We start from the raw sequence: 26,515 nt of genomic DNA, 5'->3' as shown, positions 1-26,515 counted from the left end.
CGATAGCGCCCGGCTGAACGCGGGCACACGAAATGGCTTTGAAAGCGAGGGGCCCATGACCCGTGTTTCAATCACTCGACGCTCTTTGATTGCTGCAGGCGGAGCTGTCCTTGCATCCGGTCTGCTGTTGCCCGCCCGCGCCAATGGCCTTGCAGCCACCCCGTCAATGCGGGGAGGGGCCAACAATTATCGGCCTGGTGCTCCGATCGTGCAGCGCATTGGCGGCGGCGGGTTCTGGATGACCGGAACAGTCCGGCGCGCGGGAGACGGTGCCCCCCTGCCCGGTCAACGTATTCAGATCTGGGCTCATACGACCGAAGGGCATGAACGCGACCCCCACAGCCACGGCGCGACCTTGACGGATGAAAAAGGAGAGTTCCGGCTGGAAATGCCTCAGATCGTACCCGCCTTTGGTCAGCCGCATGGCCACCTGGCCTATGATAACGGTGAATTCGAAACCGTGTTCCTGCGTCCGGTCATGGCAAGCGCAAGGGACAAGACCTTGGCCGCTCACTTTGTATTGCAACCCGCCTGAGACGTGACGCGAACCGTTGCAGCCTGGGCCGCGCTAACGGTCGTCTTGCTGGTTCCCATCCTTGCGGCCGCAACCAGCCCCTACCTGGCGTGGCGAAGCCCCTTCTACATCGCGGCTGGGTTTGCCGGGATTATCAGCCTGAGTTTGCTATTGCTTCAACCCTTGCTGGCAGGTCGTTGGCTGCCTGGGCTGTCTTCCATGCAAAGCCGTCTATGGCACCGCAGATGCGGCCTTGCCCTGGTGGGTGCCCTTGTCATTCACGTAGCCGGATTGTGGATCACCAGCCCCCCTGACATGTTGGATGCCCTGCTGTTTGTATCACCCACCCCGTTTTCAGCGTGGGGCGTCGCGGCAATGTGGGCTGCTTTCGCCGCAGCCTTTCTGGGTTTGCTGCGGCAGCGCATTCATCTTCGGTTTCGCGTCTGGAGACTTGGGCACGCGGGGCTGGCTTTCATCACGATCGTCGGCAGCGTTGTTCATGCCATGCTGATCGAAGGCACGATGGAAGTTATGTCCAAAACCGCACTTTGCATTCTGATCTTAGTGGCGAGCGTCCGGACGCTCGCCAAACTTCGAGTGTGGGATATACGCAGGCGCTAGACGCCCAGGCACCAGCGCATGATCGCCTTTTGCGCGTGCAGACGATTTTCCGCCTCATCAAAGATAACCGAGTTCGGACCGTCCATGACCTCGGATGTCGCCTCTTCCTCGCGGTGTGCTGGCAGGCAGTGCATGAACAGCGCATCTGGCTTGGCATGCGACATCAACTCTTCATTGACCTGATAAGGTCGCAGCAGGTTGTGACGCCGTTCCTTGGCCGATTGGGAATCGTGCATAGAGACCCATGTATCGGCAACGACAAGGTCCGCGCCTTCGACCGCTTTGAATGGATCGCGTTCGACCACGATTTGCGATCCCTTTTGGCGGGCGAACCCCATGAACTCTTCCTCCGGGTCGAACTGCGCGGGGCCGGTGAAGGTCAGGTTAAAACCAAACTGACCAGCCGCGTGCAGGAACGAAGCGCACACGTTGTTGCCATCGCCGGTCCAGACCACTTTTTTACCCGCGATGGGGCCACGGTGTTCTTCGAAAGTCAGGACATCGGCCATGATCTGACAGGGATGGGTGCGGTCGGTCAGGCCGTTGATCACAGGCACGTCCGAGTATTCGGCCATCTCGGTCAGGATCGTTTCATCGAACGTCCGGATCATGATCAAGTCGACATAGCGCGACAGGACGCGGGCGGTATCGGCGATCGTCTCGCCATGGCCAAGCTGCATGTCCTTGCCGGACAGCAGCATGGTTTCACCGCCCATCTGACGCACGCCAACGTCAAAAGAAACCCGTGTTCTGGTGGATGGTTTCTCAAAGATCAGCGCAACCATGCGACCTGCAAGCGGTTGGTCGTCATCATGGGCGGCTTTAGGCCGCCCGAGGCGGGCCTGTTTCATCGCTCCGGCCTGGTCAATCATCTTCCGCAGGTCAGCGGCTTCAGTTTTGTGAATATCAAGGAAGTGGTTCATATCTTGTCGCTTTTGGTTGGCGGCGGGTGGGGGCCAGCCCCCACACCCCCGAAGTATTTCGGAACAGAAGAAAAGTCAGGCGGTGGTCAGATTGGCGTGAACCTGTTGCGCGGCGTTCTCGAGGCGGATAACGGCCTGCGCGATGTCGTCCTCGGTCAGGGTCAGCGGCGGCAGCAGGCGGATCACATTATCGGCGGCTGGGACGGTGATGACCTCGTTGTCATAGCCCGCATTCACCACGTCGATATTGGTCGGTTTGCATTTCAGACCCAACATCAGGCCGGCTCCACGCACCTCTTCGAACACGTCGGGGTGGTCTGCAATCAGACCTTCGAGCTTTTGCCGCAAAAGGCCTGCCTTTCGGTTGACGCCTTCCAGAAACGCGGGTGTGGCCACCTGGTCGATCACGGCGCAGCCCACCGCACAGCCCAGCGGGTTGCCCCCATAGGTCGAGCCGTGTGTTCCCGCAGTCATACCGCTGGCCGCGCTTTCGGTTGCCAGAACTGCGCCAAGGGGAAATCCGCCGCCGATGCCCTTGGCGACCATCATGATGTCCGGGGTGATCCCGGCCCATTCATGCGCGAACAGTTTCCCGGTACGGCCAACACCGCACTGGACCTCGTCAAGGATCAAAAGAAGGCCGTTGTCGTTGCAAATTTGGCGCAGCGCCTTTAGCTCGGCGTCGGGAACCGGGCGAATTCCGCCCTCGCCCTGAACCGGTTCAATCAGGATCGCGGCGGTTTTGTCGGTGATGGCATTTGTAACGCCGTCGAGATCGCCAAAGGTGACATGCACGAAACCGGGAAGCAGCGGGCCGAACCCCTTGGTCATCTTCTCGGATCCTGCGGCAGCAATGCCGGCCGAGGACCGACCGTGGAACGAACCATCAAACGTTATGATCTCGACCCGCTCTGGCTGATCCTTGTCATAGAAGTACTTGCGCGCCATTTTCACGGCCAGTTCGCAGGATTCGGTGCCGGAATTGGTGAAAAACACTGTGTCGGCAAAGGTATGCTCGACCAGTTTGTCGGCCAGCGCCTGCTGCTGCGGGATGTGATAGAGGTTCGAGACATGCCACAGCGCATGCGCCTGTTCGGTCAACGCGTTCACCAACGCCGGATGTGCGTGGCCCAGCGCATTTACCGCTATACCTGCGCCCAGATCCAGAAAACGTCGGCCATCTGCCTCGGTCAGCCAGGCACCTTCGCCTTTCACAAAGGTCAGGGGTGCACGGTTATAGGTCGGCAGAACGGACGGGATCATAGGATCATCCTTTTCGATAAATTGAGCCTCGTGAGTGATACACGAAGGCCATGTTAGTCAACTGATTTGGTGGGAAGTGCGCGGATTCTCAGCGCACACAGGATCAAACGGCCGATTACGCGGCGATGCGTCGGCGTCGGAGTCGGAGTCGCAGGATATATGCGTGTTTGATCATGGTGGCTCGTATAGCCGTACTCCACTCATCTGAAAACCCCGAATTGCCCGGGACAGTCTGATTTCCTTAACGAGCCGTACAATTGCCGCTTGCCATTTGCCCCGCGCTAGCGCACCGGTGGCTTATGACACCCACGCGCCAGAACCCGCCGCTTGCGGCCCTATTGATCGTTGCGGCAAGCGCCCTTCTTGCCGGAACCACCCTGCTGGCCAAGGCGTTGGGAACAGATGTGCTGGGCCCGGCTCTGCACCCGTTGCAGATCAGCCATGGCCGTTTTCTGTTCGCTTTTCTGGTGATCATTGGCGCAGTGGCCGTTCTTCGCCCCCGCCTTACCCGTCCGCATTGGGGGCTTCATTTGGGAAGAACCAGCTTTGGTTGGCTGGGAATCACTTTGATGTTCGCCTCGGTCGCATTCATCCCGATTGCCGACGCAACCGCGATTTCCTTTCTGAATCTGGTCTTTGCCATGGTTTTGGCCATCCCCTTGCTGAAAGAAGGTGTTGGCCCCTGGCGATGGCTGGCCGCAGCGGTCGCGCTGGCTGGGGCGCTGATCCTATTACGTCCAACGCCTGAAAGCTTCCAGCCTGCGGCGCTTTTGGCTCTGACTGCCGCCGCCGTGATCGGAATGGAGCTGATCTTTATCAAGAAACTCGCTGGCCGCGAAATTCCGATTCAGATCCTTTTGATCAATAATGCAATGGGGCTGACCATCGCCTCGGTCGCGGTGAGTTTTGTGTATCAATGGCCCACGCCCCAGCAATGGGCGGCTTTGGCTGGGATCGGCCTGCTGATGGCCTGCGCGCAGGCGTGCTTTGTAAACGGGATGGCGCGCGCTGATGCGTCTTTTGTGGCACCCATCAGCTATGCCACGTTGGTCTTTGCCGCGCTTTACGATTTTGCCATATTCGGCGTGATCCCGGATGGAATCAGCATGATCGGCTCTGCGATCATCTTGACCGGGGGGCTGATTCTGGTCTGGCGCGAAGCCCGACACCGTCACACAGCAGCTGATTCGAGAACCGCTTGTAACTCGGCACACAGTGATTAAAATAGGGACCGAGACGAATTCCCAAGGCGGCCCGAATCCGGGGCCGCTTTCCGCTTTTGAAAGGCAAATGATGTCCTGGACTGACGAGCGTGTAGAGCTGCTGAAAAAGATGTGGGGCGAGGGCCAGTCGGCCAGCCAGATCGCCAAGGAACTGGGCGGTGTGACCCGCAACGCGGTGATCGGCAAGGTGCACCGTCTGGGCCTGTCGAACCGCGCAACTGGCGCGACCCCAGCCAAGGCCGAGCCCAAGGAAAAACCGGCACCAGCACCAAGGGCCGAGGCCAAGCCCAAACCCGCGCCCAAAACTGAACCTGCGCGTCCTGCGCCTGCTCCGGCGACCGAGGCGAAGCCTGCCGTGCCCGCCCGCCGTCAGATCATCCCGGCCGGTCAGCCCCTGCCGCCGCAACCCTCGGCCAATGAGATCAGCCCCGAGGCGCTCGCCAAGGTCAACGAGGTCGAGAAGAAGGCCAAGAAGCTGACGTTGATGGAGCTGACCGAGAAAACTTGCAAATGGCCCGTCGGAGACCCCGCGACCGAGGATTTCTGGTTCTGCGGCCTGCCGGTTGAGGCAGGCAAGCCCTATTGCGAAGCGCATGTGGGCGTGGCGTTCCAACCAATGAGCTCGCGCCGGGATCGGCGGCGGTAATTGAGAACCTAAACCCAAGTCTCCATTGTGGAATGCGAAAGGGGCGCAGGCGTTTCGCCACGCCTCTTACCGGAAGTGTTGCATGGTAAAAAACAATGCAAGGCGTAACTAGCTCTGACTAAGAAAACACCTTCACTGAAAGCTGCGAAGGTGTATTAGGTCGGAGTGTCGGCTTTGCGGACAAAGCGCCAATTCGCAGTTTTTGCGCCAATGGCAGCTTTCGGTTTGCGGCTGATTGACTCATGCACCCCGTTTCAGCACGCTTTCTATACTTTGTTCGGGGTACCAGAATGACCAATATAATTGTCCGGCTTGCAAGCTGCGAAGAAGATATTGAGGCGGCACGTATGCTGTGCCGAGAATGGTTGAAGTGGCACTGGGAAAACTACCCCTCCGATTGGCCTAGGGGTGACGATCATCCAATGGACCCAAAAAGCTTCGAGGCAATATTGAAGGAACTACCCGCTCTGCACGAGCGACCATTGGGCGGAATTATCGTTGCATCGGTGGATGGCAAACCGATGGGGTGCGTCATGTACAGTGAAGCCCGTCCCGGCACCGCCGAGTTCAATCGAATGTTTGTAAGTCAGGCAGGGCGCGGCCTCGGACTTGGCCGCAGACTGCTGAACGAAATGTTCGAGCAGTTGGCAGCAGATGGGTACAGTCACGTCTTCTTCTCTTCAGCTACGTTTCTGACACAAGCCCGGGCGATGTATGAGGACGCTGGCTTTGTTCCCATGCCGCAACCAGAAAGCTTCCCGGATAAGTGGCAAGACAAGGTCTACTTCATGGAGCGTTCGCTCGCCTAGCCGCGCAAGGTTTGCGACTTTTCCTGTGTCCATGTCGTGCAAAGCGGGCTTTCGCCCGTCGCGCAGCATCTTTCAAAATGGGTTCGACTTGACATTGAGCCGTCAGTGATCTTGTAACCTCTGGCCCACCTTCAGCCTTTCACTGCGCCGGATGTGACGGCAAATCCGGCATCGGCACCCAGCCGGGTAGTTCATCCGGCGACACAGAGACATGCAGACGCTCGGACCGGTCCCGCCCAACTTTGCGATGCTTGCGCAGCAGGAAAATCTTGCCCCAGCCGCGCCATGTTCCCACCGAGCGCGCTTGGGTGTCGGTCGGGAACCGCTCACGCCAACCTTCGGGCAGGGGCAAACCGTGCATCTCGGCCTTGTCCAGCATCCAGATGAGGGAAATGTTGCTGAGGGATCTGGCCTCTTCGAACCCGTTCAACTGGCCCCCGACATCGCCGTGGGTACCTCGGAACCAGACCTGCTCGACGTGGCCTTTGAACTCGGGGGTACATTTCCACAATACCGGTTCGAACACTTCGCGCGTCTCGTCCAGCGCCATGGCATGATAGCCGTGGCGGGTGGCGGGGCCAAGCTGGTGGTTGTGGAAAGCATGGCGTTCCTCGGCCCAGCGCCACAGCAGCGGCAGGCGCAGGCCCAGCGCTTTCACCGTGTCCCAAACGCCGACCATCTCAATTGCCACATCCTCGTGACAGAACTGTTTGCGGAATGCGCCTGCAGCGGCACCATTGGCGTTGCACTCATAATGGCGGTACGCCTGCTTGATATTCCGCTCGGTCGCGTGTTCGGCCTTGAGCAGCCCGATCAGGTCGATCACCCCGGCAAGGCTGCGCACCCCGTAAGCCCCGCGTGAATAGCCGATGAAATAGATACGGTCGCCGGGCTTGTAGCGCGACGCCAGATAGCCATAAGCGCGCCTGATCTGGCGGTTGATCCCCCGCCCCATCATCACGTCCAGCGAGGACTTCCAGCTCTCCCACTGCACGCCGGATTCATAGAAAACCGAGACCTTGCTGCCCATCTCACAGCACAGGCGCAAAGTCTGGCCTGCATGGGTCTCCCGGCCCGGTTCCAGCGTCGACATTGTGCCGTCGAGGATAATCACATGGCTGATCGGTTCGCGGTGGCGTGACTCGGCCGAGTGCTCGGACCGCAGAGGCCGTCCGAGCCATCCTAGTACCTTTCTACTCAGCCGCGACAGAACCATGCGTCAGCAACTCCCATACTTTGTGAGGTGTAAAAGGCATATCCGCCTGCCGCACCCCGTAATCCCAGAGCGCATCCTGAACCGCATTTGCCACAGCGGCCAGCGCGCCCACGGTGCCGGCCTCACCGCATCCCTTCATCCCCATCGGGTTTGAAGTTGACGGGACCGGCACCGACGTAAACTTAATCATGGGTATCTCGGCGGCGCGCGGCAAGGCATAGTCCATCAACGAAGCCGTGAGCAGTTGCCCCTGCGCATCATGCACAACACGCTCGGTCAGCGCCTGCCCAATGCCCTGGACGACGCCACCATGCACTTGCCCTTCGGCCAGCATCGGGTTGATAAGGTTACCAAAATCATCGACCACTGTATAGCGGTCAACCCAGGTTTCTCCGGTGTAAGAATCAATAACGATTTCGGCAACATGTGCGCCATTGGGATAGCTGCGCGCATCTAGGTTGGCCCGTGCCTGATGTCGCAACAGATCGGTACGGCCATCGGTGCGGGCCATGTCAGCGGCCTCGGTCAGGGTTGGTGTCAGGTTCGACCCTGATGCGCGGAATGTTTCGTGGTCGAAGCTGATATCGCTTTCCTCGACCCCCATCTTATCCGCCAGATACGGCGTGAACGCGGCAAGCATGACGTCGATTGTCGCCAGCGTTGCCGTACTTTGCACCGTAACGGACCGAGACCCCCCGGTGCCGCCCCCATGTGGCAGTTGATCGCTGTCACCCTGCACTACATTGATCCGGTCTACCGGAATCCCGGTCTGATCCGACAGGAAATGGGCATAAACCGTCTCATGCCCCTGCCCATTCGATTGGGTGCCGACATAGAGGTTCACGGTGCCATCCTCGCAGAACTCAACTTTCGCGTTCTCGGAAGGGTCCCCCAGAATACTTTCGATATAGTAACAAAGACCCTGCCCCCGGATCAGGCCGCGTTCGCCATCGGTCGCCTTGCGCGCGTTGAACCCCGCAGTTTGGCTAGCTGTGCGTGACAGGATCATATTGAAATCACCGACATCGTAAGTCTCGCCGGTCGCAGTTCTGTATGGAAATGCCTCGGGGCGGATGAAATTCTTGCGGCGCAACTCCCAGGGATCGATGCCCAATTCACGCGCGGCGCGGTCCATGACACGTTCAAGGACATAGATCGCCTCGGGTCGTCCGGCCCCGCGATAGGCATCGACCTGCGTGGTGTTGGTGAAGAACCCCTCGACCCGCAGATAGGTGGTCTGGACGTCATAGACCCCCATCAGCACCCGGCTGAACAGGTTGGTCTGGATCGCCTGACCGAAATGGCTGTTATACGCACCCAGATTGACCTTGCTGTGCACACGATAGGCGGTGATCCGGTGGTCGTCGTCAAATGCCAGTTCCGCAAGTGAAGTCAAATCGCGGCCATGATGATCGGCCAGCATCGCCTCGGACCGGTCCGACATCCAGTGGACGGGTTGTCCCAGCTTCATCGCGGCAACGGCGGTGCAGAAATACTCGGGGTAGGGCATTACCTTCATGCCGAACCCGCCCCCAACATCCGGGGTGGTGACGCGGATCGCCTCAGGCTCCAGCCGCAGTTTTTCGGCCAGCTGTGCACGCATCGCCCACACCCCCTGCCCGCCATAGGCAAAATGCAGGCGGCCATCGACCCAGTTGGCCTGACAGCCGCGCGGCTCAATCGAGGTTATGATGACCCGGTTGTCGGCCACATTCAGCGAAACCCTATGCGCTGCAGCCTGAAATGCGGCCTCGGTCGCCGCCTCATCGCCCAGCCCCCAGTCAAAGGCGCGATTGTCGGGAGCGTCTTGGTGTAAAACTTCCCCACCCGCATCTACGTCCAACTTTGCGGGCAATTCGTCGATCTCGGCCCAGATCATCTCGGCTGCGTCGCGGGCCTGTGACGGGGTATCGGCAATGACAACAGCGATCGGCTCGCCGACAAAGCGCACACGGTCGCTAGCCAGCATCTGACGTTCCGGCGCGGCGGCTTTCGATCCATCCCGATTGTCTAGGATTGCAGCATTCATTACGGTGTCGATCCCTTCGGCTTTCAGATCGTCCAACGTCATCACCAGACGCACCCCATCCGCCGACCGCGCCTCTTCTAGGTCCAGACTGGATATCACCCCATGCGCCACCTGAGAGCGCACGAAAACAGCATGCAGCGCACCCTCGGGCACCACATCATCCATGTAATGCCCCTGCCCGGTCAGAAACCTCTGATCCTCGGTCCGTTTGACCGGCTGACTCTTACCGAACTTTTCCATGGAACGCTCCTGCCGCTGCTCTACCGCGCGACACTAGCCTGCGAGGGGACGATGTCCATAGGGGGCCTTCCCCTTGGCGCATGCATTCGCTATTGCAGGCGCTGACCCAAGATTGATGACGCAGGACGCACCCCATGGCGATGGAAAAGACATTCAACGCGGCCGAGGCCGAGGCCCGTATCTATAAAACCTGGGAACAGGCCGGAGCCTTCAAGGCAGGCGCGAACAAATCGCGCGACGAAAGCTTTACCATCATGATCCCACCGCCCAACGTGACCGGCGCGCTGCACGTGGGTCATGCGTTCAACAACACGCTGCAGGACATCCTGATCCGCTGGCACCGGATGCGCGGGTTCGACACGCTGTGGCAGCCCGGTCAGGACCACGCGGGCATCGCCACACAGATGCAGGTCGAAAAGATGCTGGCCGCCACACAGCAGCCCAGCCGGACCGAGCTGGGGCGTGAAGCGTTTCTGGACAAGGTCTGGGAGTGGAAAGGCGAATATGGCGGCACGATTATCGAACAGTTGAAGCGTCTGGGGTCTTCCTGCGACTGGTCACGGAACGCCTTCACCATGGCGGGCGCACCACGCGATCCGCGCACCGGCCACGAAAACTCAGCCAACTTCCACGACGCAGTGATCAAGGTTTTCGTCGACATGTACGAAAAAGGCCTGATCTATCGCGGCAAGCGGCTGGTCAACTGGGACCCGCATTTCGAGACCGCGATCTCGGATTTGGAAGTCGAGAATATCGAAACGCCCGGCCACATGTGGCACTTCAAATACCCGCTGGCCGGGGGCGAGACCTACACCTATGTCGAAAAAGACGAGGACGGGAATGTCGTTCTGACGGAAGAGCGCGATTACATTTCCATCGCCACGACCCGCCCCGAAACCATGCTGGGCGACGGCGCTGTTGCGGTTCATCCCTCGGATGAGCGTTACTCGCCAATCGTCGGCAAACTCTGCGAAATCCCGGTTGGCCCGAAAGAGCATCGCCGTCAGATCCCGATCATCACCGATGAGTATCCGGACCCCGACTTCGGCTCGGGCGCGGTGAAGATCACTGGTGCACATGACTTCAACGACAACATGGTCGCCAAGCGTGGCGGCATCCCGATGTACCGCCTGATGGACACCAAAGGAGCGATGCGGGCCGATGGTGCACCCTACGCAGAAGAAGCGGACAAGGCGCAGGAATACGCGCGCGGCAAGGACTTCACCGAGAACGAGATCGACGCGATCAACCTGATCCCTGATCACCTGCGCGGGCTGGATCGGTTCGAGGCGCGCGCGAAGGTGGTGGAAGAAATCACAGCCGACGGACTGGCCGTCGTGACTCGCGCAGATGACCCGCGTCTGGGTGTGAAGCTGGATGAGGATGACGACCCGGCAGCGCTGGTTCCGCTGGTTGAAAGCAAGCCGATCATGCAGCCCTTCGGTGACCGCTCGAAAGTGGTCATCGAGCCGATGTTCACCGACCAGTGGTTCGTCGACGCCGAAAAGGTCGTCGGTCCCGCGTTGGATGCGGTCAAGGACGGCACGGTCAAGATCATCCCCGAGTCGGGCGAGAAGACCTATTACCACTGGTTGGAAAACATCGAGCCGTGGTGCATTTCGCGTCAACTGTGGTGGGGGCATCAGATTCCGGTTTGGTATGGGCTGGACCTGTCCGCCGAAGACTTCGTCGACGACGAGAATGACGGAGACCTGGATCTGGTCGAATTGGGCCGTTTGCTGAACGAAGGCGGCATGCTGCACCGTGGCAATATCATGGAATGCGCTGCGAGCCTTGAAGCTGTTACCGAGAAATTCCTGGACGACAACGCAAACATTCCCAGCCCTCTGAGCCACGCTACCGTTGTCGAAGTCGCCGACAAGCAGGAAGCGATCCATCAGTTCGCGGAAAGCCTTGCTCGGTACGCAGTTGAACAAGACCCGACCAAGTTGGTTTACCCGGTCTGGCGCGACCCCGACGTGCTCGACACGTGGTTCTCCTCCGGCCTCTGGCCCATCGGCACTCTGGGCTGGCCCGAGCAGACCGAGGAGCTGGAGCGCTATTTCCCCACGGACGTTCTGATCACCGGCGCGGATATTCTGTTCTTCTGGGTCGCCCGGATGATGATGATGCAACTGGCCGTGGTGAATGAAATCCCGTTCCATACCGCCTACTTGCACTCGCTCGTCCGCGACGAGAAGGGCAAGAAGATGTCCAAGACCACCGGCAACGTCATCGACCCGCTGGAGATCGTGGACGAATTCGGCGCCGACGCGCTGCGCTTTACCAATGCGTCGATGGCGGCGATTGGCGGCGTACTGAAACTGTCTCGTGAACGCATTACCGGCTATCGCAATTTCGGTACGAAACTGTGGAACGCCGTCCGGTTTGCTGAGATGAACGAGGTCTTTACCGACGCCGTCCCGCAACTGGGTGTGGCTGATCTGAAGCCCAAGGCGGCTGTCAACCGCTGGATCATCGGCGAAACCGCCCGCGTGCGGGAAGAGGTCGACGCGGCGCTGGAAAGCTATCGTTTCAACGACGCGGCCAACGGGCTTTATGCCTTTGTCTGGGGCAAGGTCTGCGACTGGTATGTAGAACTGTCGAAACCCCTGTTGCAGGGCGATGACGCCGAAGCACAGGCCGAGACCCGCGCGACTATGCGTTGGGTTCTGGACCAGTGCATGGTCCTGCTGCACCCGATCATGCCCTTCATCACCGAAGAACTGTGGGGCCTGACCGGTGACCGCACCAAGATGGTCGTCCACGCCGATTGGCCGACCTATGCCGCTGCCGACCTGATCGACGCCGATGCGGATCGTGAGATGAACTGGGTGATCTCGGTGATCGAAAACACCCGTTCCGCCCGTGCGCAGATGCGCGTTCCGGCTGGTCTATACGTGCCGATGCTGGTGACGGATATTGACGCGCATGGCCAAGCTGCTTGGGACCGCAATGAGGCGCTGATCAAACGTCTGGCGCGGATCGACAGCCTGACCAAGGCCGATGAATTGCCCAAAGGCACCATCTCGATCGCCGCCCCCGGCGCGTCCTTTGGTCTGCCGCTGGCGGATATCATCGACATCGGTGCCGAGAAGGAACGGCTGGAGAAAGCCAAAGGCAAACTGGCCAAGGAACTGGGCGGTCTGCGCGGGCGTCTGAACAACCCCAAATTCGTGGCTTCGGCCCCGGAAGAGGTTGTGGAAGAAGCCAAAGCCAACCTCGCCGCCCGCGAAGAGGAAGAAGCGAAGCTGAATGAGGCATTGGCCCGCCTGTCCGAGATCGCCTGATCCGTCTTGACGCCCCAACACTCTAACCCCGCCTTACTGGCGGGGTTTTCTTTTGCGCAACTGGGGGTTGCCGCCCCACCCTCACGCTTGGTAGCACGGTTCGAGGCAACCCCACCGAGGCCAAAATGACGCGCACAGCCCCACCGATCCAAACTGTCTCGACCGGGCTGGTTGTTGCCATCGTCGGCTTCTTCAGCTCATTTCCCATTGTCCTTCAGGGATTGACCGCGATGGGCGCGTCACCGGCCCAAGCAGCCTCGGGATTAATGATGGCGGCTATCGCCATGGGTCTGGCGGCCATGGGTCTAAGCCTGCGATATCACCAACCCATCAGCGTTGCATGGTCCACACCCGGAGCGGCCCTGCTTGCCGTGTCCGCCACGCCGGCGGCGGGCTTTTCAGAGGCCGTGGGTGCGTTTTTGTGCGCTGGCGCGTTGACAGTTCTGGCCGGGCTGTGGAAACCGCTGGGCCGCCTTGCTGCGGCGATCCCAACCACGCTGGCACAGGCTATGTTGGGCGGTGTTCTGTTGCCGCTTTGCATTCTGCCCTTCAAAGCCGCCGTTGACCTACCGTGGCAGGCCCTTCCCGTGATCCTAACATGGTTTGTCGCCGGGCGTTTCAACCGGCTGCTCCCTGTGCCCGCCGCCGTCATCGCGGCGGCCATCGTGGTCGTTCTAAATGCCAAGGGTGCATCGGTTGCGCCGGCACAGGTGGTGGCCATTCCGGTTTGGACGTGGCCCACATTTTCAGTGGCTTCCATTATCGGCATCAGTCTTCCGTTGTTCATCGTCACGATGGCCACGCAGAACATCCCCGGTATCGCCGTGATGCGCAGCTTTGGTTACCAGCCAGTCTCAAGGCGCCTGTTTTCGGCCGTGGGTGGCGCAAGCGTACTGTCGGCGACATTCGGAGCGCCAGCAACCTGCCTTGCTGCGATCACCGCAGCGATGTGTTCGAACGAAGACAGCCATCCTGATCCAAATCAACGCTATTGGTCCGCTGTGATGGCCGGTGTGTTTTATTGCGTGTTCGGCGTGTTTGCCGTTGCAATTACAGGGTTTGCCGTTCATGCCGATCCGTTGCTGATGGGCACGCTGACCGGCGTTGCCCTGATCGGCGTGATGGCCAATGCAACCTTTGCGGCGCTCGAAGTGCCTGCCGAACGCGAAGCCGCAATCCTGACCTTTGCGATCACGGCCTCGGGCATATCAGTCTTCGGGCTGGGTGCCGCAGTTTGGGGCCTTTTGGCAGGCGGCGTCGCCTATTTGATTGCAAATCGAAGCCGCTAGCCGCGCGGCCCGGCACTCTGTAGAATAAAGATATGTTTGGATCGCTGGGAAAGCTCATTGAGCGTCAGATCAAAAAGGCGCAAGCCGAAGGCCAATTGCAGGGGCTTGAAGGCGAAGGCCGCCCCCTGCCCGATCGCTCTGGCGAGGAGCAAAGCGACCCGGCAACTGCCGCCGGATACAGAATAATGGCTCAGGCCGGGGTGCTGCCCGAAGAGTTCAAGATCAAGAAAGACCTGGACGCAGCGCGCCAGGACTACACCACCCTGACCGATCCGCAGGCGCGCAAACAGGCGATGGCCCGCATCGCCGATCTGGAGATGCGGTACAACATGGCACGGGATGCACGGCGCGCCTTTACGCGCTAGTTACTTGAATACAGGCTTGCGGCCCTGCATCTGGGCTGCAATCACCTCCATCTGGTCCGGTTTTCCGATCAGTTCTACCTGCTCGATGGATTCCTCCATAAGAGTTTCCGCGCGGCTATGGCTTTCGGCGAAATCTATGACCCGCTTGGCCGCGCGAATACCTGATGGGCTTTTGGACGCGATGTCCTCGGCAATCGCCGTGGCCTCGGTCAAAGGATCGTCGGAAAGCTTAGTCACAAGCCCCCAATCCGCCGCCTGCTGCGCCCCAACGGGCCGGGCGGTATAGGTCAAAAGGCGGATCACATCGCTGCCAACCAGATGCGGCAGCATATACATCGCGCCCATATCCGGGATAATGCCCCACTTCATTTCAAGCAAGGCGAGTTTACTGTCAGGGTGCGCAATACGGATATCAGCCCCCAGCGCGATCTGAAGACCGCCGCCATAGGCCACGCCTTCGATAGCGCAAATCACTGGGACCGGAACGCGGCGCCATGTCAGCGCCAGTTCCTGAAGGTCGTTGGCATCCCCATGGCTGCGGGTCATCAGCCATTCGGACGGGTTGTTATTGGCGTATTTCGCAAGGCTGGCCATATCCAGACCGGCGCAGAAATTTCCGCCCTGCCCCGACAGCACAACCGCACGCGCGTCCGAGGCGGCAACCTCCTGCCCTGCGGACAGAATTGCATTGAACATCGCATCATCCAGCGCGTTCATCTTCTCGCCGCGCGTCAAAGTGACGTGGGCAATGTGATCTTTGTATTCTACTGATACACGCGACATGTGAACTTCCCTATTCCAGTTTCGGCAAAGATGCCTGCAACACCCACAAAGTTCCAGATCAACGTAGGGGCAATCCCTCGACGGCCATGCGCCCAAACCACGGGGAATCCAGCGTCATGACATAGAACTGGTTTCCAACGATCTTCCCGCCGGTTGTAATCCCCAACCGGCCCTGTGGGTCCTGCAGGTTTTGTAGGATGTTTCCCTCTCCGTCGAATTGAATCAGCATTCCGCGATGGATCGGTGCAGGCCGCACCATCGGACCCAGCCGCCAAATCACCTTGCGCAGGAACGGATAAGGCATCAAAACTTCGGTCGGCACGCGCGGGCTGGCGAACGCCATCCAATAGGTGCCGTCACCCTGCGCCTCGATATTGTCCGGATAGCCTGGCAAGTTGTCCATCAGAACTGCGCGCTCGCCCGCCCTTGGGCCGGTCAGCCACAGTTTATGGACCCGCGCACGCCCGGTTTCCGCGATCAGCAGAAAATCTTCGTCCGGAGACAGCGCAACACCGTTCGTGTAGACGAACCCATCGGCCACCTTTTCGGTGCTGCCGTCGGGCGCGTACTTGGCGACATACCCGGTGTCCGATTGCTCCCAGATCGTCATCACGGATGTGGGTTTGGTACCGCCCATTGTTTCGGGGTCGAAACGATCTGAAGAGTTGGAGAAATATACCGTCCCGTCCCGGGCCACATCCAATTGGTTGGCATAGATCAACGGCTTCCCGTCAACTTCAGAGGTAAGCAACTCTAACGAACCGGGACCATTCCAACGCATCAACCCACGAAAGCTGTCCGCGATATACAGCGCACCGTCCAGGCCCGCCTTGAGGCCCAACGGGCGCCCACCAAGTTCGTCGACCTTGATGGGGGCTTCGCCGTCAATACGGAACAGAGCGCCGGACGCTGTGGTTGTATAAGCGGTTCCATCCGGCAATACGGCGATGTCTTCGGGACCCACCTCATCATCAGGAAATGCGATCAATTCAAGCTGATCCAGCGCGTTGTTTTCGGCAAACTCGCCTGCGAACTCAGGTGCTTGTGGTGGTTCCCACGCGACCGGCTCAACCTCAACCGGCCAAAAAATCAGATAGGCTAGCCCAATCAGGATCAACCCCAACAAAACGCGCATCTGCACCCCTCCCTCAACAATTTTGTGTAGGGTGGGCGGCAATCGCGCACAACACAAGGTTGCTCGCCCTGTGACCTTACGTTTATCTGCCTATATGACTGACCCACGCTACACCCCGCTTGCCCTGTCCCTGCCTGCGACCGTGCCCTTTGTTGGCCCCGAAACACAGGAGCGCCAGCGGGGTGCGCCTTTCATTGCCCGGCTTGGCGCGAACGAAAGTGTCTTCGGCCCCTCGCCGCGCGCGGCCGAGGCAATGGCAAATACTGAAATCTGGATGTACGGCGATCCCGAAAACCATGACCTGCGCCACGCATTGGCTGAACATCATGGCGTTGGGGCAGACAATATCGTCGTAGGGGAAGGGATTGATGGGCTTTTGGGCTACCTCGTCCGGCTTTTGATCGGACCCGGCGACGCCGTTGTCACCTCGGACGGTGCCTACCCGACATTCAACTACCACGTGGCAGGGTTCGGTGGTGTGTTGCACACCGTTCCCTATCGCGACGATCACGAAGACCCGGCGGCCCTGTTTGCTCTGGCCGTAGAAACGGATGCCAAGCTGGTCTATCTGGCCAATCCCGACAACCCTATGGGAAGCTGGCATTCCGGCAAGGATATCGTCGCGGCGCTGGACGACTTGCCCGACGGGTGCCTGCTGGTTCTGGATGAGGCTTACGTGGAATGCGCGCCCGAAGGGACCGAAGCCCCTGTCGCAGCCGATGATCCCCGCGTTATCCGGATGCGCACCTTTTCAAAGGCTTATGGAATGGCAGGGGCGCGCGTCGGATATGCGATTGGCGCACCCGAATTGATATCGGCGTTCAACAAGGTACGGAACCATTTCGGCATGAACCGCGCAGCGCAAGCTGGGGCGCTGGCAGCGCTGCAAGACGACGCCTGGTTAAAACGGATTCAGAACAAGATCGCTGAGGCCCGCACCCGGATCGGACAGATCGCAACAAAGAATGGTCTGACCCCCTTGCCGTCGGCCACGAATTTCGTTGCCATTGATTGCCGGCGGGACGGTAACTTTGCTAAGGCGGTTCTCGAGTCGCTTGTCGCGCAGGGTGTTTTCGTTCGAATGCCCTTTGCTGCGCCGCAGAACAGGTGCATTCGGGTAAGCTGCGGCGAGGCGTGCGATCTGGATGCCTTTGCCGCAGCTCTGCCAAAGGCGCTTGAGGCCGCAAACGCGCGCGCATGAACTGCGCCAATACGCTCGGCAGTTCGCGTTACGAAACCAACGCAGCCGCCGCAGCCTCCAACGCGCCTGTGCCGCGCGGGATCCCGAGTGCGGCCAGCCCGGTTTCAACCCCGCCCAAAATGGCCATGACCATCTGCCCATTCACATGCCCCATGTGACCAAGACGGAAACATCCGTCCCAGTCCTCCATCCCAAGGCCGATGCCCAAGGTAAGGCCCAGTTGGGTTTCCGTAAATTCCCGAAGGGCCGTGCCCCGACCGTCGGTCAGCCGCAAGGCGGTTACGGCACGGCTACGGTCTTGGCGATCTGCGACGTTCAAGTGCAAAGCACCGCCCTCGGCCCAGATTTCGCAGGCCGTCCAAATAGCTCCTGCAAGTCGTTCGTGGCGCGCCCAGACCTGTTCGATCCCCTCGGCATGGATGATATCCAAGGCAGCGCGCAGACCATATAGGTGATGGGTCGGAGCTGTCCCGTTGAAATACTGATAAAACAGCTCCGGATTAGCCCGCGGCACCCAATCCCAATATTGCGACACCCGGGGCATAGTGGCGCGCTTGGCCCGCGCCTTGTCATTAAAAAAGACAAACCCCACACCTGCAGGCGTCATCAGCCCCTTTTGACAGGCGGTGACCATGACGTCGACGCCCCAGGCATCCATTTCGAACCGATCACACCCCAGCGAGGCGATACAATCCGCCATCAAAATCGCCGGGTGGTTCAAGTCATCCAGCCACGCGCGAAGTGTTGGAATATCGTTTCGGATCGAACTTGAGGTATCCACATGCACGGCCAGAACCGCTTTGATTTCATGCGCTTTATCAGCGCGCAACGCGTCACCGATACGTTCGAAATCCCAGGCAGATGACGTGCCGAAGTCGATCAATTGCGCCGTTGCACCGATCCCTTCCGCCATCTCTGCCCAGCCGTGGGTGAACCGACCCGAAGCCGGTGCCAAAACACGTTCGCCGGGGGCAATGACGTTCGACAGGGCAGCTTCCCAAGTGCCGTGCCCGTTGGCGATATAAATTGCGACGTTGTGCTCGGTCCGGGCGATGCGACATAGGTCGCGGGTCAGCGCGGGCATCATCTCGATCAACTCGCCATCATAGATATTGGGCGAGGGACGGTGCATCGCTTGCAAAACGGCGTCGGGCATTACCGACGGCCCGGGAATAGCCAAATACTCACGCCCCTGCGCGAGAGAGTTGTGATTTTTCATGGGATCAACCTGTTAGAATTGGCCTCACCCTAACGTGTGGCCCGGCAGCGTCAATCCATCAGCTTGGACGCCTCGCGCGCAAGTGTTTCGATGCCCGCCCAATCTTGATCCAAAACCATCTGCTTTGGCGCAACCCAACTGCCACCGGCGCAGACAACGTTGGACAAAGACAGGTAATCGCGGGCATTCGCAGGCGAGACACCACCGGTTGGACAGAACGTGATCTGCGGAAGCGGAGCACCAATTGCCTTCAATGCAGGCGCACCGCCTGAAGCTTCGGCAGGAAAGAACTTGAGCATATCATATCCCTGCTCCAGCAGACGCATTGCCTCGCTTGCCGTGGCCGCGCCGGGCAAGAGGGGCAGGCCTTCGGCCTCACACGCAGCGATCAAAGCTTCAGTCGCGCCGGGAGAGACACCAAATTGTGCGCCTGCCTCTTTCGCGGCACGGACGTCATCAGGGGTCACCAGTGTTCCAGCCCCTACGACACCGCTCGGCACTTGAGACATTGCCCGGATTGCATCCAGCGCCGCAGGCGTGCGCAGCGTAACTTCAAGCGCGGGAAGCCCACCAGCGACAAGCGCCTCGGCCAGTAGGCGCGCATCCTTGGCATCGTCGATAACCAGCACAGGAACGATAGGGGCAAGCGCGCAAATTTCGCGGGTGCGTTGGGTTTTGGACATGAATTAAACTCCGAAAATGCTGGCACCAGTGTCGGCCGACCCGACATTCTGGCGGAACGCGCCAAAGAGGTCGCGGCCAACGCCGTGCTGGTTTGCCGAAAGGTCTGCGGTTGCCGGGGCGCGATCAAGTACGCCGGGGGTCATGATCTCCAATTCTCCGCTGACCGCATCTACACGCAGGATGTCGCCATCCCGTAAACAGGCGATGGGACCACCATCCAGCGCCTCGGGCACCACATGAATCGCGGCTGGAACTTTGCCCGATGCTCCAGACATCCGGCCATCAGTTACCAAAGCAACCTTTTGCCCCCTGCCCTGAAGGATCGAAAGCATCGGCGTCAGCGAGTGCAGTTCGGGCATTCCGTTGGCTTTCGGTCCCTGAAAGCGGACAACGACGATGACGTCATCCGTGAACTCACCCGCCTTGAACGCTGCTTTGACCTCTTCCTGGTCATGGAAAACACGTACCGGAGCTTCGACCACCTGATGCTCGGGCGCGACAGCAGATACCTTCATGACAGCGGTGCCCAGATTTCCGGTCAGGCGCGACAAGCCGCCTGTGGGCTGGAACGGATCCTTGGCCGGGCGCACGATCTTTTCGTTCAAGCTGTGTGCAGTGCCTTCTTCCCAGACCAGTTCACCATCTTTCAGCTTTGGCTCTTTGGTATAGTTGTGCAGACCCTGCCCAGCGACCGTCAGCGTATCGGGATGCAGCAGGCCGTCTTCAAGCAACGTGCCGATGCAATAGCCAAGGCCCCCCGCGGCATGGAAATGGTTCACATCGGCCAATCCATTCGGATAGACCCGCGCGACCAGCGGGACCACGGCGGAGATGTCCGAGAAATCCTCCCAATCCAGAACGATACCTCCGGCACGTGCCATGGCGATCAGGTGGATCAGCAGGTTCGTGGACCCTCCGGTTGCCATCAACCCGACGATACCATTCACAAAGGCGCGTTCGTCCAGCACCTGACAGACCGGCGTATAGTGATTACCCAGCGCGCTAAGTGACAAGGCACGGCGCGCGCCTTCTTCGGTCAACGCATCGCGCAAAGGTGTATTCGGGTTGATGAAGCTGGAGCCAGGAAGATGCAGGCCCATAAATTCCATCAACATCTGGTTGGTGTTGGCGGTTCCGTAAAAGGTGCAGGTGCCCGGCCCGTGATAGGCGGCCATTTCCGCCTTCATCAACGCGTCACGGCCGACTTCTCCGGTGGCAAACTGCTGACGAACCTTGGCCTTTTCGTCGTTCGGCAGGCCGCTTGTCATGGGTCCTGCAGGCAGGAACACGGCGGGCAAGTGACCAAACGCCTGCGCGCCGATGACCAGACCCGGCACGATCTTGTCGCACACCCCAAGGAACACGGCGGCGTCATACGTGTTGTGGCTAAGCGCCACTCCAGTGGCCAGCGCAATAACATCGCGCGAGAATAGCGACAACTCCATCCCCGCTTCGCCCTGCGTGACGCCATCACACATGGCGGGAACGCCGCCTGCGACCTGCGCCGTGCCACCCGCCGCACGGATCGCGTCACGGATCAGCGCCGGATAGCGTTCGAAAGGCTGATGCGCCGAGAGCATGTCGTTATAGGCGGTGACGATGCCCAGATTGCCAGCCGTTCCAGTTGCCATGGATTGCTGATCTTCACCCGCCCCGGCATAGGCATGAGCCTGACCGCTGCAGGATAGATGCGCACGGGCTGGCCCTTTGGACTTGGCGTGTTCCATCCTCTCAAGATGCGGGCCGCGCAATTCGGCGCTGCGGTCGATGATGCGCCGGGTGACGTCGGTGATGACGGAATGTACCATGATTACCCTCCGATCTGACGCCAACGGCGTCCATCGCGATGCATCAGCATCAATGCTTCTTCCGGCCCTGAACTGCCCTGATCATATTTGGCTGGCCGGTCACCCCGATCTTCCCACCCCTGAATGATGGGATCGACCCAGGCCCAGGCGGCCTCGGCTTCGTCACCGCGCATGAACAGGGTTTGATCACCCCGGATCACATCCATTACCAGCCTCTCATAAGCATCCTGAGCACGCGCATCCGTGCCCAGCGCCTCGGCGAAGCTCATGTCCAGCGACACATCTGACAGGCGGAATCCACCGGGACCGGGGTCTTTGATGGTTGTGCGCAATGTGATGCCTTCGTCGGGCTGCAACCGAATGACCAGAACGTTGCCACGCAAGGGGCCTACGTTGGGAAAAATAGTATGCGGTGGATCGCGGAAGAACACGGCAATTTCGGATTCGCGTGCACGCAGACGCTTTCCAGTCCGCAGATAGAACGGCACTCCGGCCCAACGCCAGTTACCAAGATGCACCTTTAGGGCGATATAGCTTTCGGTGCGGCTGGCCGGGTTGCCGACATGATCCAGATAACCGTCCTCTCCCTGATCAGCCCGATATTGGCCCCGCGCGATGTCCGAGGGGTCCACGGGTTCTAACGCCTCAATAACCTTGACCTTTTCGTCGCGCACCGCATTGGGCGAAAACTTGGACGGAGGCTCCATCGCGGTCAGGCACAACAACTGAACAAGATGGTTCTGCACCATATCGCGCATTGCGCCAGACTGGTCGTAGTAAGCCCCCCGCCCTTCAACACCTACGGTTTCCGCAACTGTGATCTGAACATGATCAACATGGGTCGAATTCCAAAGCGGCTCGAACAGGGAATTGGCAAAACGCAGGGCCATAAGGTTCTGGACGGTTTCCTTGCCCAGATAATGGTCGATGCGATAAATCTGATGTTCTTCAAAACAGGCACGCAACCCTTCATTCAGGGCCTTGGCAGAAGCCAGATCATGACCGAACGGTTTTTCCACCACAATTCGGCTGTCCGGTGTTGCCAGCCCGTTATCATTCAACCGCTGTGCAATGCCGGAAAACAGGCTGGGGCCTACAGACAGATAGAACGCGCGCACCACGTCGGGGCGCAATTTTTCAGCAAGGTCTGCCCACCCTGAGTCACCCAGCGCATCAACAGGGACATAGTCGACCCGGCTAAGGAACCGGTCCAATACATCCTGTTTGAACCCGGGGGCATATTTCTTCATGGATGCGCGAATCTGCTCTCGAAATGCATCACTGTCCATGTCCGACCGTGCTGTTCCGATGATACGGGCCTCTTCGGGCATTTGGTCCACTTCAAACCGGTGATACAGACCCGGCAAAATCTTGCGCTGCGCCAGATCGCCCGTTGCGCCGAACAACACAAGGTCGAACGGATTTACCGGTATTACGCGTGAAACCATCTGCAGGCTCCTTCAGTTGTCACTGGCACATCGTTTTGCCACACCAGTAATGTTATCGCTAACATTCAACGCGGGAGTATAAAAAACCATACTAAGAATCAACACTGGATTTGAAAAAAATTTCAAAATCTACGACTCGGTCACCCTTGGTTTCGCAGCCACTCCATCACAGCCGGACGAACGGATTGCTCACCCCGGTGACGCGCATCGGCAATGATCTTCCGCAGCGATTGCAAGTCGGCGCGCAACAACACGCTTTTGACAGGCCCGATCGAGGCAGGCCGCATTGACAACGAACGGATACCCATGGCTGCCAGACACAACGCCTCAACCGGGCGGCCCGCGTCTTCGCCACAAAAACTCAGCGGTGTATTCGATATGTTGCAGCGCTCGACAATACGTTCGATGAAACTGAGGAAGCTTACATTCAACGTATCATACCTGCGGCGCACCAGTTCATTTTCTCGGTCAGCCGCGAAAAAGAACTGCTTCAGATCGTTTCCCCCAATCGAGACAAAATCCACCTCATCATAAAATTTTTGAGGGGCAAAGCCCAAGGACGGGGTCTCAAGCATTGCGCCAACTTCTATTCTTTCGGGCAGGACATGCCCCAGCCGCTTTTCGCGTTCGATGGTCTTGTTGACCTCCCAACGCGCCTCGCGAAACTCATCCGCCTGCGCCACAAACGGGAACATCAGTGTCAGGGGGCGCCCGTTCGCTGCGCGCATCAGGGCCTGTAACTGCATCCGCATTACGCCGCGCTTGTCCAGACCGACCCGGATCGCACGCCACCCCAATGCAGGATTGGGTTCTTCTACGTGTTTCATGTAGGGCAGAACCTTGTCCGAGCCGATATCCAGCGTTCGGAACACCACTCGTTTTTCCCCGGCCGCGTCCAGAACTCGCTGATACTGGGTTACAAGTTCCGACCGCTTTGGCATCTGGTTTCTGATCAGGAACTGCAACTCGGTCCGGAACAGGCCCACGCCCTCGGCTCCGGAATTGTCCAGCGAAGGCAGGTCCGCCATAAGACCGGCATTCATCACGAGATTGATGCGCTCACCATCCCGAGTGACCGTCGGAGTATCCCTGATCGAGGCATATCGCTCCTGCGCCTTTGCCTGCATCGCAATCTTGTCACGAAACGCACTGACGACCGTGTCTTCGGGCCGCAATTGAACGGTGCCCTGATCCCCATCCACAAGAATATGGTCACCGTTCAGCGCCTCGGTCGTGATCCGGCCGACATGCACCACCAAGGGAATAGCCAGCGCGCGGGCAACAATCGTCGCGTGGCTGCCGACTGATCCTTCCTCCAGCACGATCCCCTTCAGAGATCGGCCATATTCCAACAGATCGCCGGGGCCGATGTTACGGGCAATCAGGATCGGATCAGGTGGCAGGTCCGCCCCGTTGGTGTTGCCCTGCCCAGTTAGAATACGCAGCAAGCGGTTGCTGAGGTCGTCCAGATCGGCGAGCCTCTCGCGCAGATAAGGGTCGGTAACCTGCCCCATCCGCGCACGCGCTTGTGACTGTTCCTTTTCAACCGCAGCTTCGGCACTCAGGCCACGGGCAATGTCCTCTTCCATCCTGCGCATCCAGCCCTTGGAGTTCGCAAACATCCGGTAGGCTTCCAGCACTTGTAACTGCTCGGTGTCGCCGTCCTTGGAAATCTCAAGCATTTTGTCGACGCCCACGCGCAGTTCCTCGACCGCTTCGGCCAGACGCTCACGCTCTCGATGGGGGTCTTCGGCGATGGGGTTGGTGACCACAACGCGTGGCTCGTGCAGCCAGACATGCCCTTCGGCGGAACCTTCCTGCGCCGGACCACCGGTTAGCTGCACAGATTGCTGGTGGCGGGGGGACAGGGCGGCGCCCTCACCCACGAACGCCCCCAGCTCGGTCATTTCGGCCAGAACCATGGCGACCACTTCCAACGCGTAAACCTCATCCGCCGAGTATTCGCGCGCATCGCGGGATTGCACGACCAGAACGCCCAGCTTTTCACCCAGACGCTGAATGGGCACCCCCAGGAAAGACGAAAACCGTTCTTCGCCCGTTTCGGGCATGTAACGGAAACCCTTGGCAGCAGGCGCATCCGGTGTGTTCACGATCTTGCCGTGCTTCGCGACGCGCCCCACAAGCCCCTCACCCATGCGCATACGGGTCTTGTGAACCGCCTCGGGCGACAGACCTTCGGTCGCGCAGAGTTCAAGAGTATCCTCATCCCGGAACAGGTAAATCGAGCACACCTCGGCCCGGATACTGTCAGCGATCAGATGAGTGATCCGGTCAAGACGTTCCTGACCGGCGGCTTCGTTCGCCATCTCTTCGCGCAGCCGCCCCAGCAGCTTGCGGGATTCTGTTTCAGTGCCGTCCGCCATGGCCCACCCAAATTAGTGCGTCAGGCGAGACCCTTGGCAGAAAATGCTCAGGCCGCCTTGTCCAGTTCAAAGGCATCATGCAGTGCCTGAACCGCAAGTTCCATGTATTTCCTGTCCACAAGGACGGAAATTTTAATCTCAGAGGTTGTGATGACCTTAATGTTGATCCCCTCATCCGAGAGTATCTTGAACATTTTTGCCGCCACGCCGGATTGCGACCGCATCCCGATCCCCACGACCGAGACCTTGCAGACGTCTTCATCCGCGACCAGTTCGGTGTAGTTCAACTCGCCCGCGTCCTTAATCGCCAGCAATGCTTTTTCCGCCCGCGCCACCTGATCGGTCGGGCAGGAAAAGGTCATGTCCGTGCGCCCCTCATCAGAGATGTTCTGCACGATCATGTCCACGTTCACGCCTTCATCGCTGAGCGCAGTAAAGATGATCGAGGCGATGCCGGGGCGGTCGGCCACGGACACGACAGTCATCTTGGCTTCGTCACGGGAATAGGCAACACCGGCCACAACATTGGATTCCATGATATCCTCCTCATCGACGACCAGTGTACCGGCCTCGTCGGATTGTTCTTCGAAACTAGAAAGAACGCGCAGTTTCACCTTATAGCGCATCGCCAGTTCCACCGAACGGGTCTGCAAAACCTTGGCCCCCAGGGAGGCCAGTTCGAGCATTTCCTCAAACGAGATTCGATCCAGCTTGCGCGCTTTTTCACAAATGCGCGGGTCGGTGGTATAGACGCCATCCACATCGGTGTAGATATCGCAACGCTCGGCCCCAAATGCTGCGGCAAAGGCCACAGCCGTAGTGTCCGACCCACCACGGCCCAGCGTGGTGATACGCCCTTCGGGGCTGATACCCTGGAACCCGGCGACGACGGCGACTTTCATACCCTCGTCGAATTTCTGGGTCAGGTTCTCGGTCGGGATTTCCTCGATCCGGGCCTGACTGTGGGCGCTGGTCGTCATCAGCGGAACCTGCCAGCCCTGCCAGCTGCGCGCCGGAATATCCATTTCCTGCAACGTCAGAGCCATCAAACCTGCGGTGACGTTTTCGCCCGAAGACACAACCGCATCATATTCGCGTGCATCAAACAGCGGAGATGTTTCGTTCACCCAGCCAGCCAACTCGTTGGTTTTGCCTGACATGGCCGACACGATGACAATCACATCAAATCCCTTGGCCACTTCAACGCCGATGCGTTTCGCCGCGCGGCGAATGCGGTCCAGATTGGCGACCGACGTGCCGCCGAATTTCATCACGAGTACGGGCATGGGGGCTAGTGTCTCCGCGCCTTGGAATTCAGGTTTCGTGCGTCTTATGTCAGGGGGGGCCCAAGGGCAAGTGTTCAAAACCGTTTAGGTCCTTGCGCTCGATCGCTTTACATCGGATCACGGGGGTGTCAGCTTGCCA

The 26,515-nt window shown here is 59.3% G+C and carries 21 protein-coding genes; 9 read left to right on the top strand and 12 right to left on the bottom strand.

The window, feature by feature from the left end; translation table 11 throughout:
- The first annotated feature begins 55 nt into the window (after positions 1-55).
- Together ACT2B1_RS06595 and ACT2B1_RS06590 are read left to right on the top strand one after the other, a co-directional pair.
- Positions 56-535 carry a peptidase associated/transthyretin-like domain-containing protein gene (locus ACT2B1_RS06595; protein WP_171125607.1) on the top strand — a complete coding sequence of 160 codons (480 nt, stop codon included), beginning with the start codon at positions 56-58 and terminating at the stop codon, positions 533-535.
- Positions 536-538: 3 nt separating this feature from the next.
- Positions 539-1,135, top strand: coding sequence for a ferric reductase-like transmembrane domain-containing protein (locus ACT2B1_RS06590; protein WP_481668802.1), 597 nt, complete (start codon positions 539-541; stop codon positions 1,133-1,135).
- On the opposite strand, the gene argF is transcribed toward ACT2B1_RS06590, so the two are convergent.
- Both argF and ACT2B1_RS06580 read right to left on the bottom strand, forming a co-directional pair.
- Positions 1,132-2,058 (bottom strand): ornithine carbamoyltransferase, encoded by a 927-nt coding sequence (gene argF, locus ACT2B1_RS06585; RefSeq protein ID WP_171239992.1) that lies wholly within the window; start codon positions 2,056-2,058, stop codon positions 1,132-1,134. The two genes, ACT2B1_RS06590 and argF, sit on opposite strands and share 4 nt — an antisense overlap.
- Positions 2,059-2,133: 75 nt before the next feature.
- Complete coding sequence (locus ACT2B1_RS06580) at positions 2,134-3,321, bottom strand: acetylornithine transaminase (RefSeq protein WP_481668801.1); 1,188 nt, start codon at positions 3,319-3,321, stop codon at positions 2,134-2,136.
- 299 nt (positions 3,322-3,620) lie between these two features.
- On the opposite strand from ACT2B1_RS06580, the gene ACT2B1_RS06575 reads away from it, so the two are divergent.
- The 3 genes from ACT2B1_RS06575 to ACT2B1_RS06565 all read left to right on the top strand — a co-directional run bounded on the left by ACT2B1_RS06575 (position 3,621) and on the right by ACT2B1_RS06565 (position 5,999).
- Positions 3,621-4,544, top strand: a complete 924-nt coding sequence (locus tag ACT2B1_RS06575) for a DMT family transporter (protein ID WP_481668800.1) — start codon at positions 3,621-3,623, stop codon at positions 4,542-4,544.
- A 70-nt stretch (positions 4,545-4,614) separates the two neighbouring features.
- Positions 4,615-5,190, top strand: a complete 576-nt coding sequence (locus ACT2B1_RS06570) for a GcrA family cell cycle regulator (protein ID WP_481669007.1) — start codon at positions 4,615-4,617, stop codon at positions 5,188-5,190.
- 290 nt (positions 5,191-5,480) lie between these two features.
- Positions 5,481-5,999, top strand: a complete 519-nt coding sequence (locus ACT2B1_RS06565; protein WP_481668799.1) for a GNAT family N-acetyltransferase — start codon at positions 5,481-5,483, stop codon at positions 5,997-5,999.
- A 139-nt stretch (positions 6,000-6,138) separates the two neighbouring features.
- Here the strand turns inward: ACT2B1_RS06565 and ACT2B1_RS06560 are convergent, their stop codons facing one another.
- Together ACT2B1_RS06560 and ACT2B1_RS06555 are read right to left on the bottom strand one after the other, a co-directional pair.
- Entirely contained in the window at positions 6,139-7,215 is a 1,077-nt protein-coding gene (locus ACT2B1_RS06560; protein ID WP_481668798.1) for a DUF2235 domain-containing protein, read from the bottom strand.
- Positions 7,193-9,484, bottom strand: coding sequence for a xanthine dehydrogenase family protein molybdopterin-binding subunit (locus ACT2B1_RS06555; RefSeq protein ID WP_481668797.1), 2,292 nt, complete (start codon positions 9,482-9,484; stop codon positions 7,193-7,195). Before ACT2B1_RS06555 ends, ACT2B1_RS06560 begins: the two co-directional genes overlap by 23 nt.
- A 134-nt stretch (positions 9,485-9,618) precedes the next feature.
- Here ACT2B1_RS06555 and ACT2B1_RS06550 point away from each other — a divergent pair, with 134 nt between their 5' ends.
- The 3 genes from ACT2B1_RS06550 to ACT2B1_RS06540 all read left to right on the top strand — a co-directional run bounded on the left by ACT2B1_RS06550 (position 9,619) and on the right by ACT2B1_RS06540 (position 14,428).
- Positions 9,619-12,774 carry a valine--tRNA ligase gene (locus ACT2B1_RS06550; protein ID WP_481668796.1) on the top strand — a complete coding sequence of 1,052 codons (3,156 nt, stop codon included), beginning with the start codon at positions 9,619-9,621 and terminating at the stop codon, positions 12,772-12,774.
- Between the two features lie 125 nt (positions 12,775-12,899).
- Positions 12,900-14,063 carry a benzoate/H(+) symporter BenE family transporter gene (locus ACT2B1_RS06545; RefSeq protein ID WP_481668795.1) on the top strand — a complete coding sequence of 388 codons (1,164 nt, stop codon included), beginning with the start codon at positions 12,900-12,902 and terminating at the stop codon, positions 14,061-14,063.
- Between the two features lie 32 nt (positions 14,064-14,095).
- Entirely contained in the window at positions 14,096-14,428 is a 333-nt protein-coding gene (locus tag ACT2B1_RS06540; protein ID WP_171121898.1) for a DnaJ family domain-containing protein, read from the top strand.
- Here the strand turns inward: ACT2B1_RS06540 and ACT2B1_RS06535 are convergent, their stop codons facing one another.
- Positions 14,429-15,211 (bottom strand): crotonase/enoyl-CoA hydratase family protein, encoded by a 783-nt coding sequence (locus ACT2B1_RS06535; RefSeq protein ID WP_481668794.1) that lies wholly within the window; start codon positions 15,209-15,211, stop codon positions 14,429-14,431.
- Between the two features lie 58 nt (positions 15,212-15,269).
- Positions 15,270-16,346 carry an SMP-30/gluconolactonase/LRE family protein gene (locus ACT2B1_RS06530; protein ID WP_171121896.1) on the bottom strand — a complete coding sequence of 359 codons (1,077 nt, stop codon included), beginning with the start codon at positions 16,344-16,346 and terminating at the stop codon, positions 15,270-15,272.
- A 94-nt stretch (positions 16,347-16,440) separates the two neighbouring features.
- On the opposite strand from ACT2B1_RS06530, the gene ACT2B1_RS06525 reads away from it, so the two are divergent.
- Positions 16,441-17,547 carry a pyridoxal phosphate-dependent aminotransferase gene (locus ACT2B1_RS06525; RefSeq protein WP_171122331.1) on the top strand — a complete coding sequence of 369 codons (1,107 nt, stop codon included), beginning with the start codon at positions 16,441-16,443 and terminating at the stop codon, positions 17,545-17,547.
- 28 nt (positions 17,548-17,575) lie between these two features.
- Here ACT2B1_RS06525 and ACT2B1_RS06520 read toward each other — a convergent pair whose 3' ends face one another.
- From ACT2B1_RS06520 to ACT2B1_RS06495, 6 genes are all read right to left on the bottom strand, one after another.
- Entirely contained in the window at positions 17,576-18,766 is a 1,191-nt protein-coding gene (locus tag ACT2B1_RS06520; protein WP_481668793.1) for a pyridoxal-phosphate-dependent aminotransferase family protein, read from the bottom strand.
- 50 nt (positions 18,767-18,816) lie between these two features.
- Positions 18,817-19,449: a bifunctional 4-hydroxy-2-oxoglutarate aldolase/2-dehydro-3-deoxy-phosphogluconate aldolase gene (locus tag ACT2B1_RS06515; protein WP_171239983.1), complete on the bottom strand. Its 633-nt coding sequence runs from the start codon at positions 19,447-19,449 to the stop codon at positions 18,817-18,819.
- A 3-nt stretch (positions 19,450-19,452) separates the two neighbouring features.
- On the bottom strand, positions 19,453-21,258 hold the full coding sequence (gene edd, locus ACT2B1_RS06510; RefSeq protein WP_481668792.1) for a phosphogluconate dehydratase: 1,806 nt from the start codon (positions 21,256-21,258) through the stop codon (positions 19,453-19,455).
- Between the two features lie 2 nt (positions 21,259-21,260).
- Positions 21,261-22,706: a glucose-6-phosphate dehydrogenase gene (zwf, locus tag ACT2B1_RS06505; RefSeq protein WP_171121893.1), complete on the bottom strand. Its 1,446-nt coding sequence runs from the start codon at positions 22,704-22,706 to the stop codon at positions 21,261-21,263.
- Between the two features lie 140 nt (positions 22,707-22,846).
- A complete protein-coding gene (gene ptsP / locus ACT2B1_RS06500) occupies positions 22,847-25,090 on the bottom strand; it encodes a phosphoenolpyruvate--protein phosphotransferase (protein WP_481668791.1) in 2,244 nt (747 codons plus the stop codon).
- Positions 25,091-25,137: 47 nt separating this feature from the next.
- On the bottom strand, positions 25,138-26,376 hold the full coding sequence (locus ACT2B1_RS06495) for an aspartate kinase (protein ID WP_481668790.1): 1,239 nt from the start codon (positions 26,374-26,376) through the stop codon (positions 25,138-25,140).
- Between the last annotated feature and the right edge of the window lie 139 nt (positions 26,377-26,515).

This window comes from Ruegeria sp. S263, from assembly GCF_056780525.1.
Note: the sequence above shows the minus strand (reverse complement) of the source record. Positions and strands in the feature narration are given on the sequence as shown.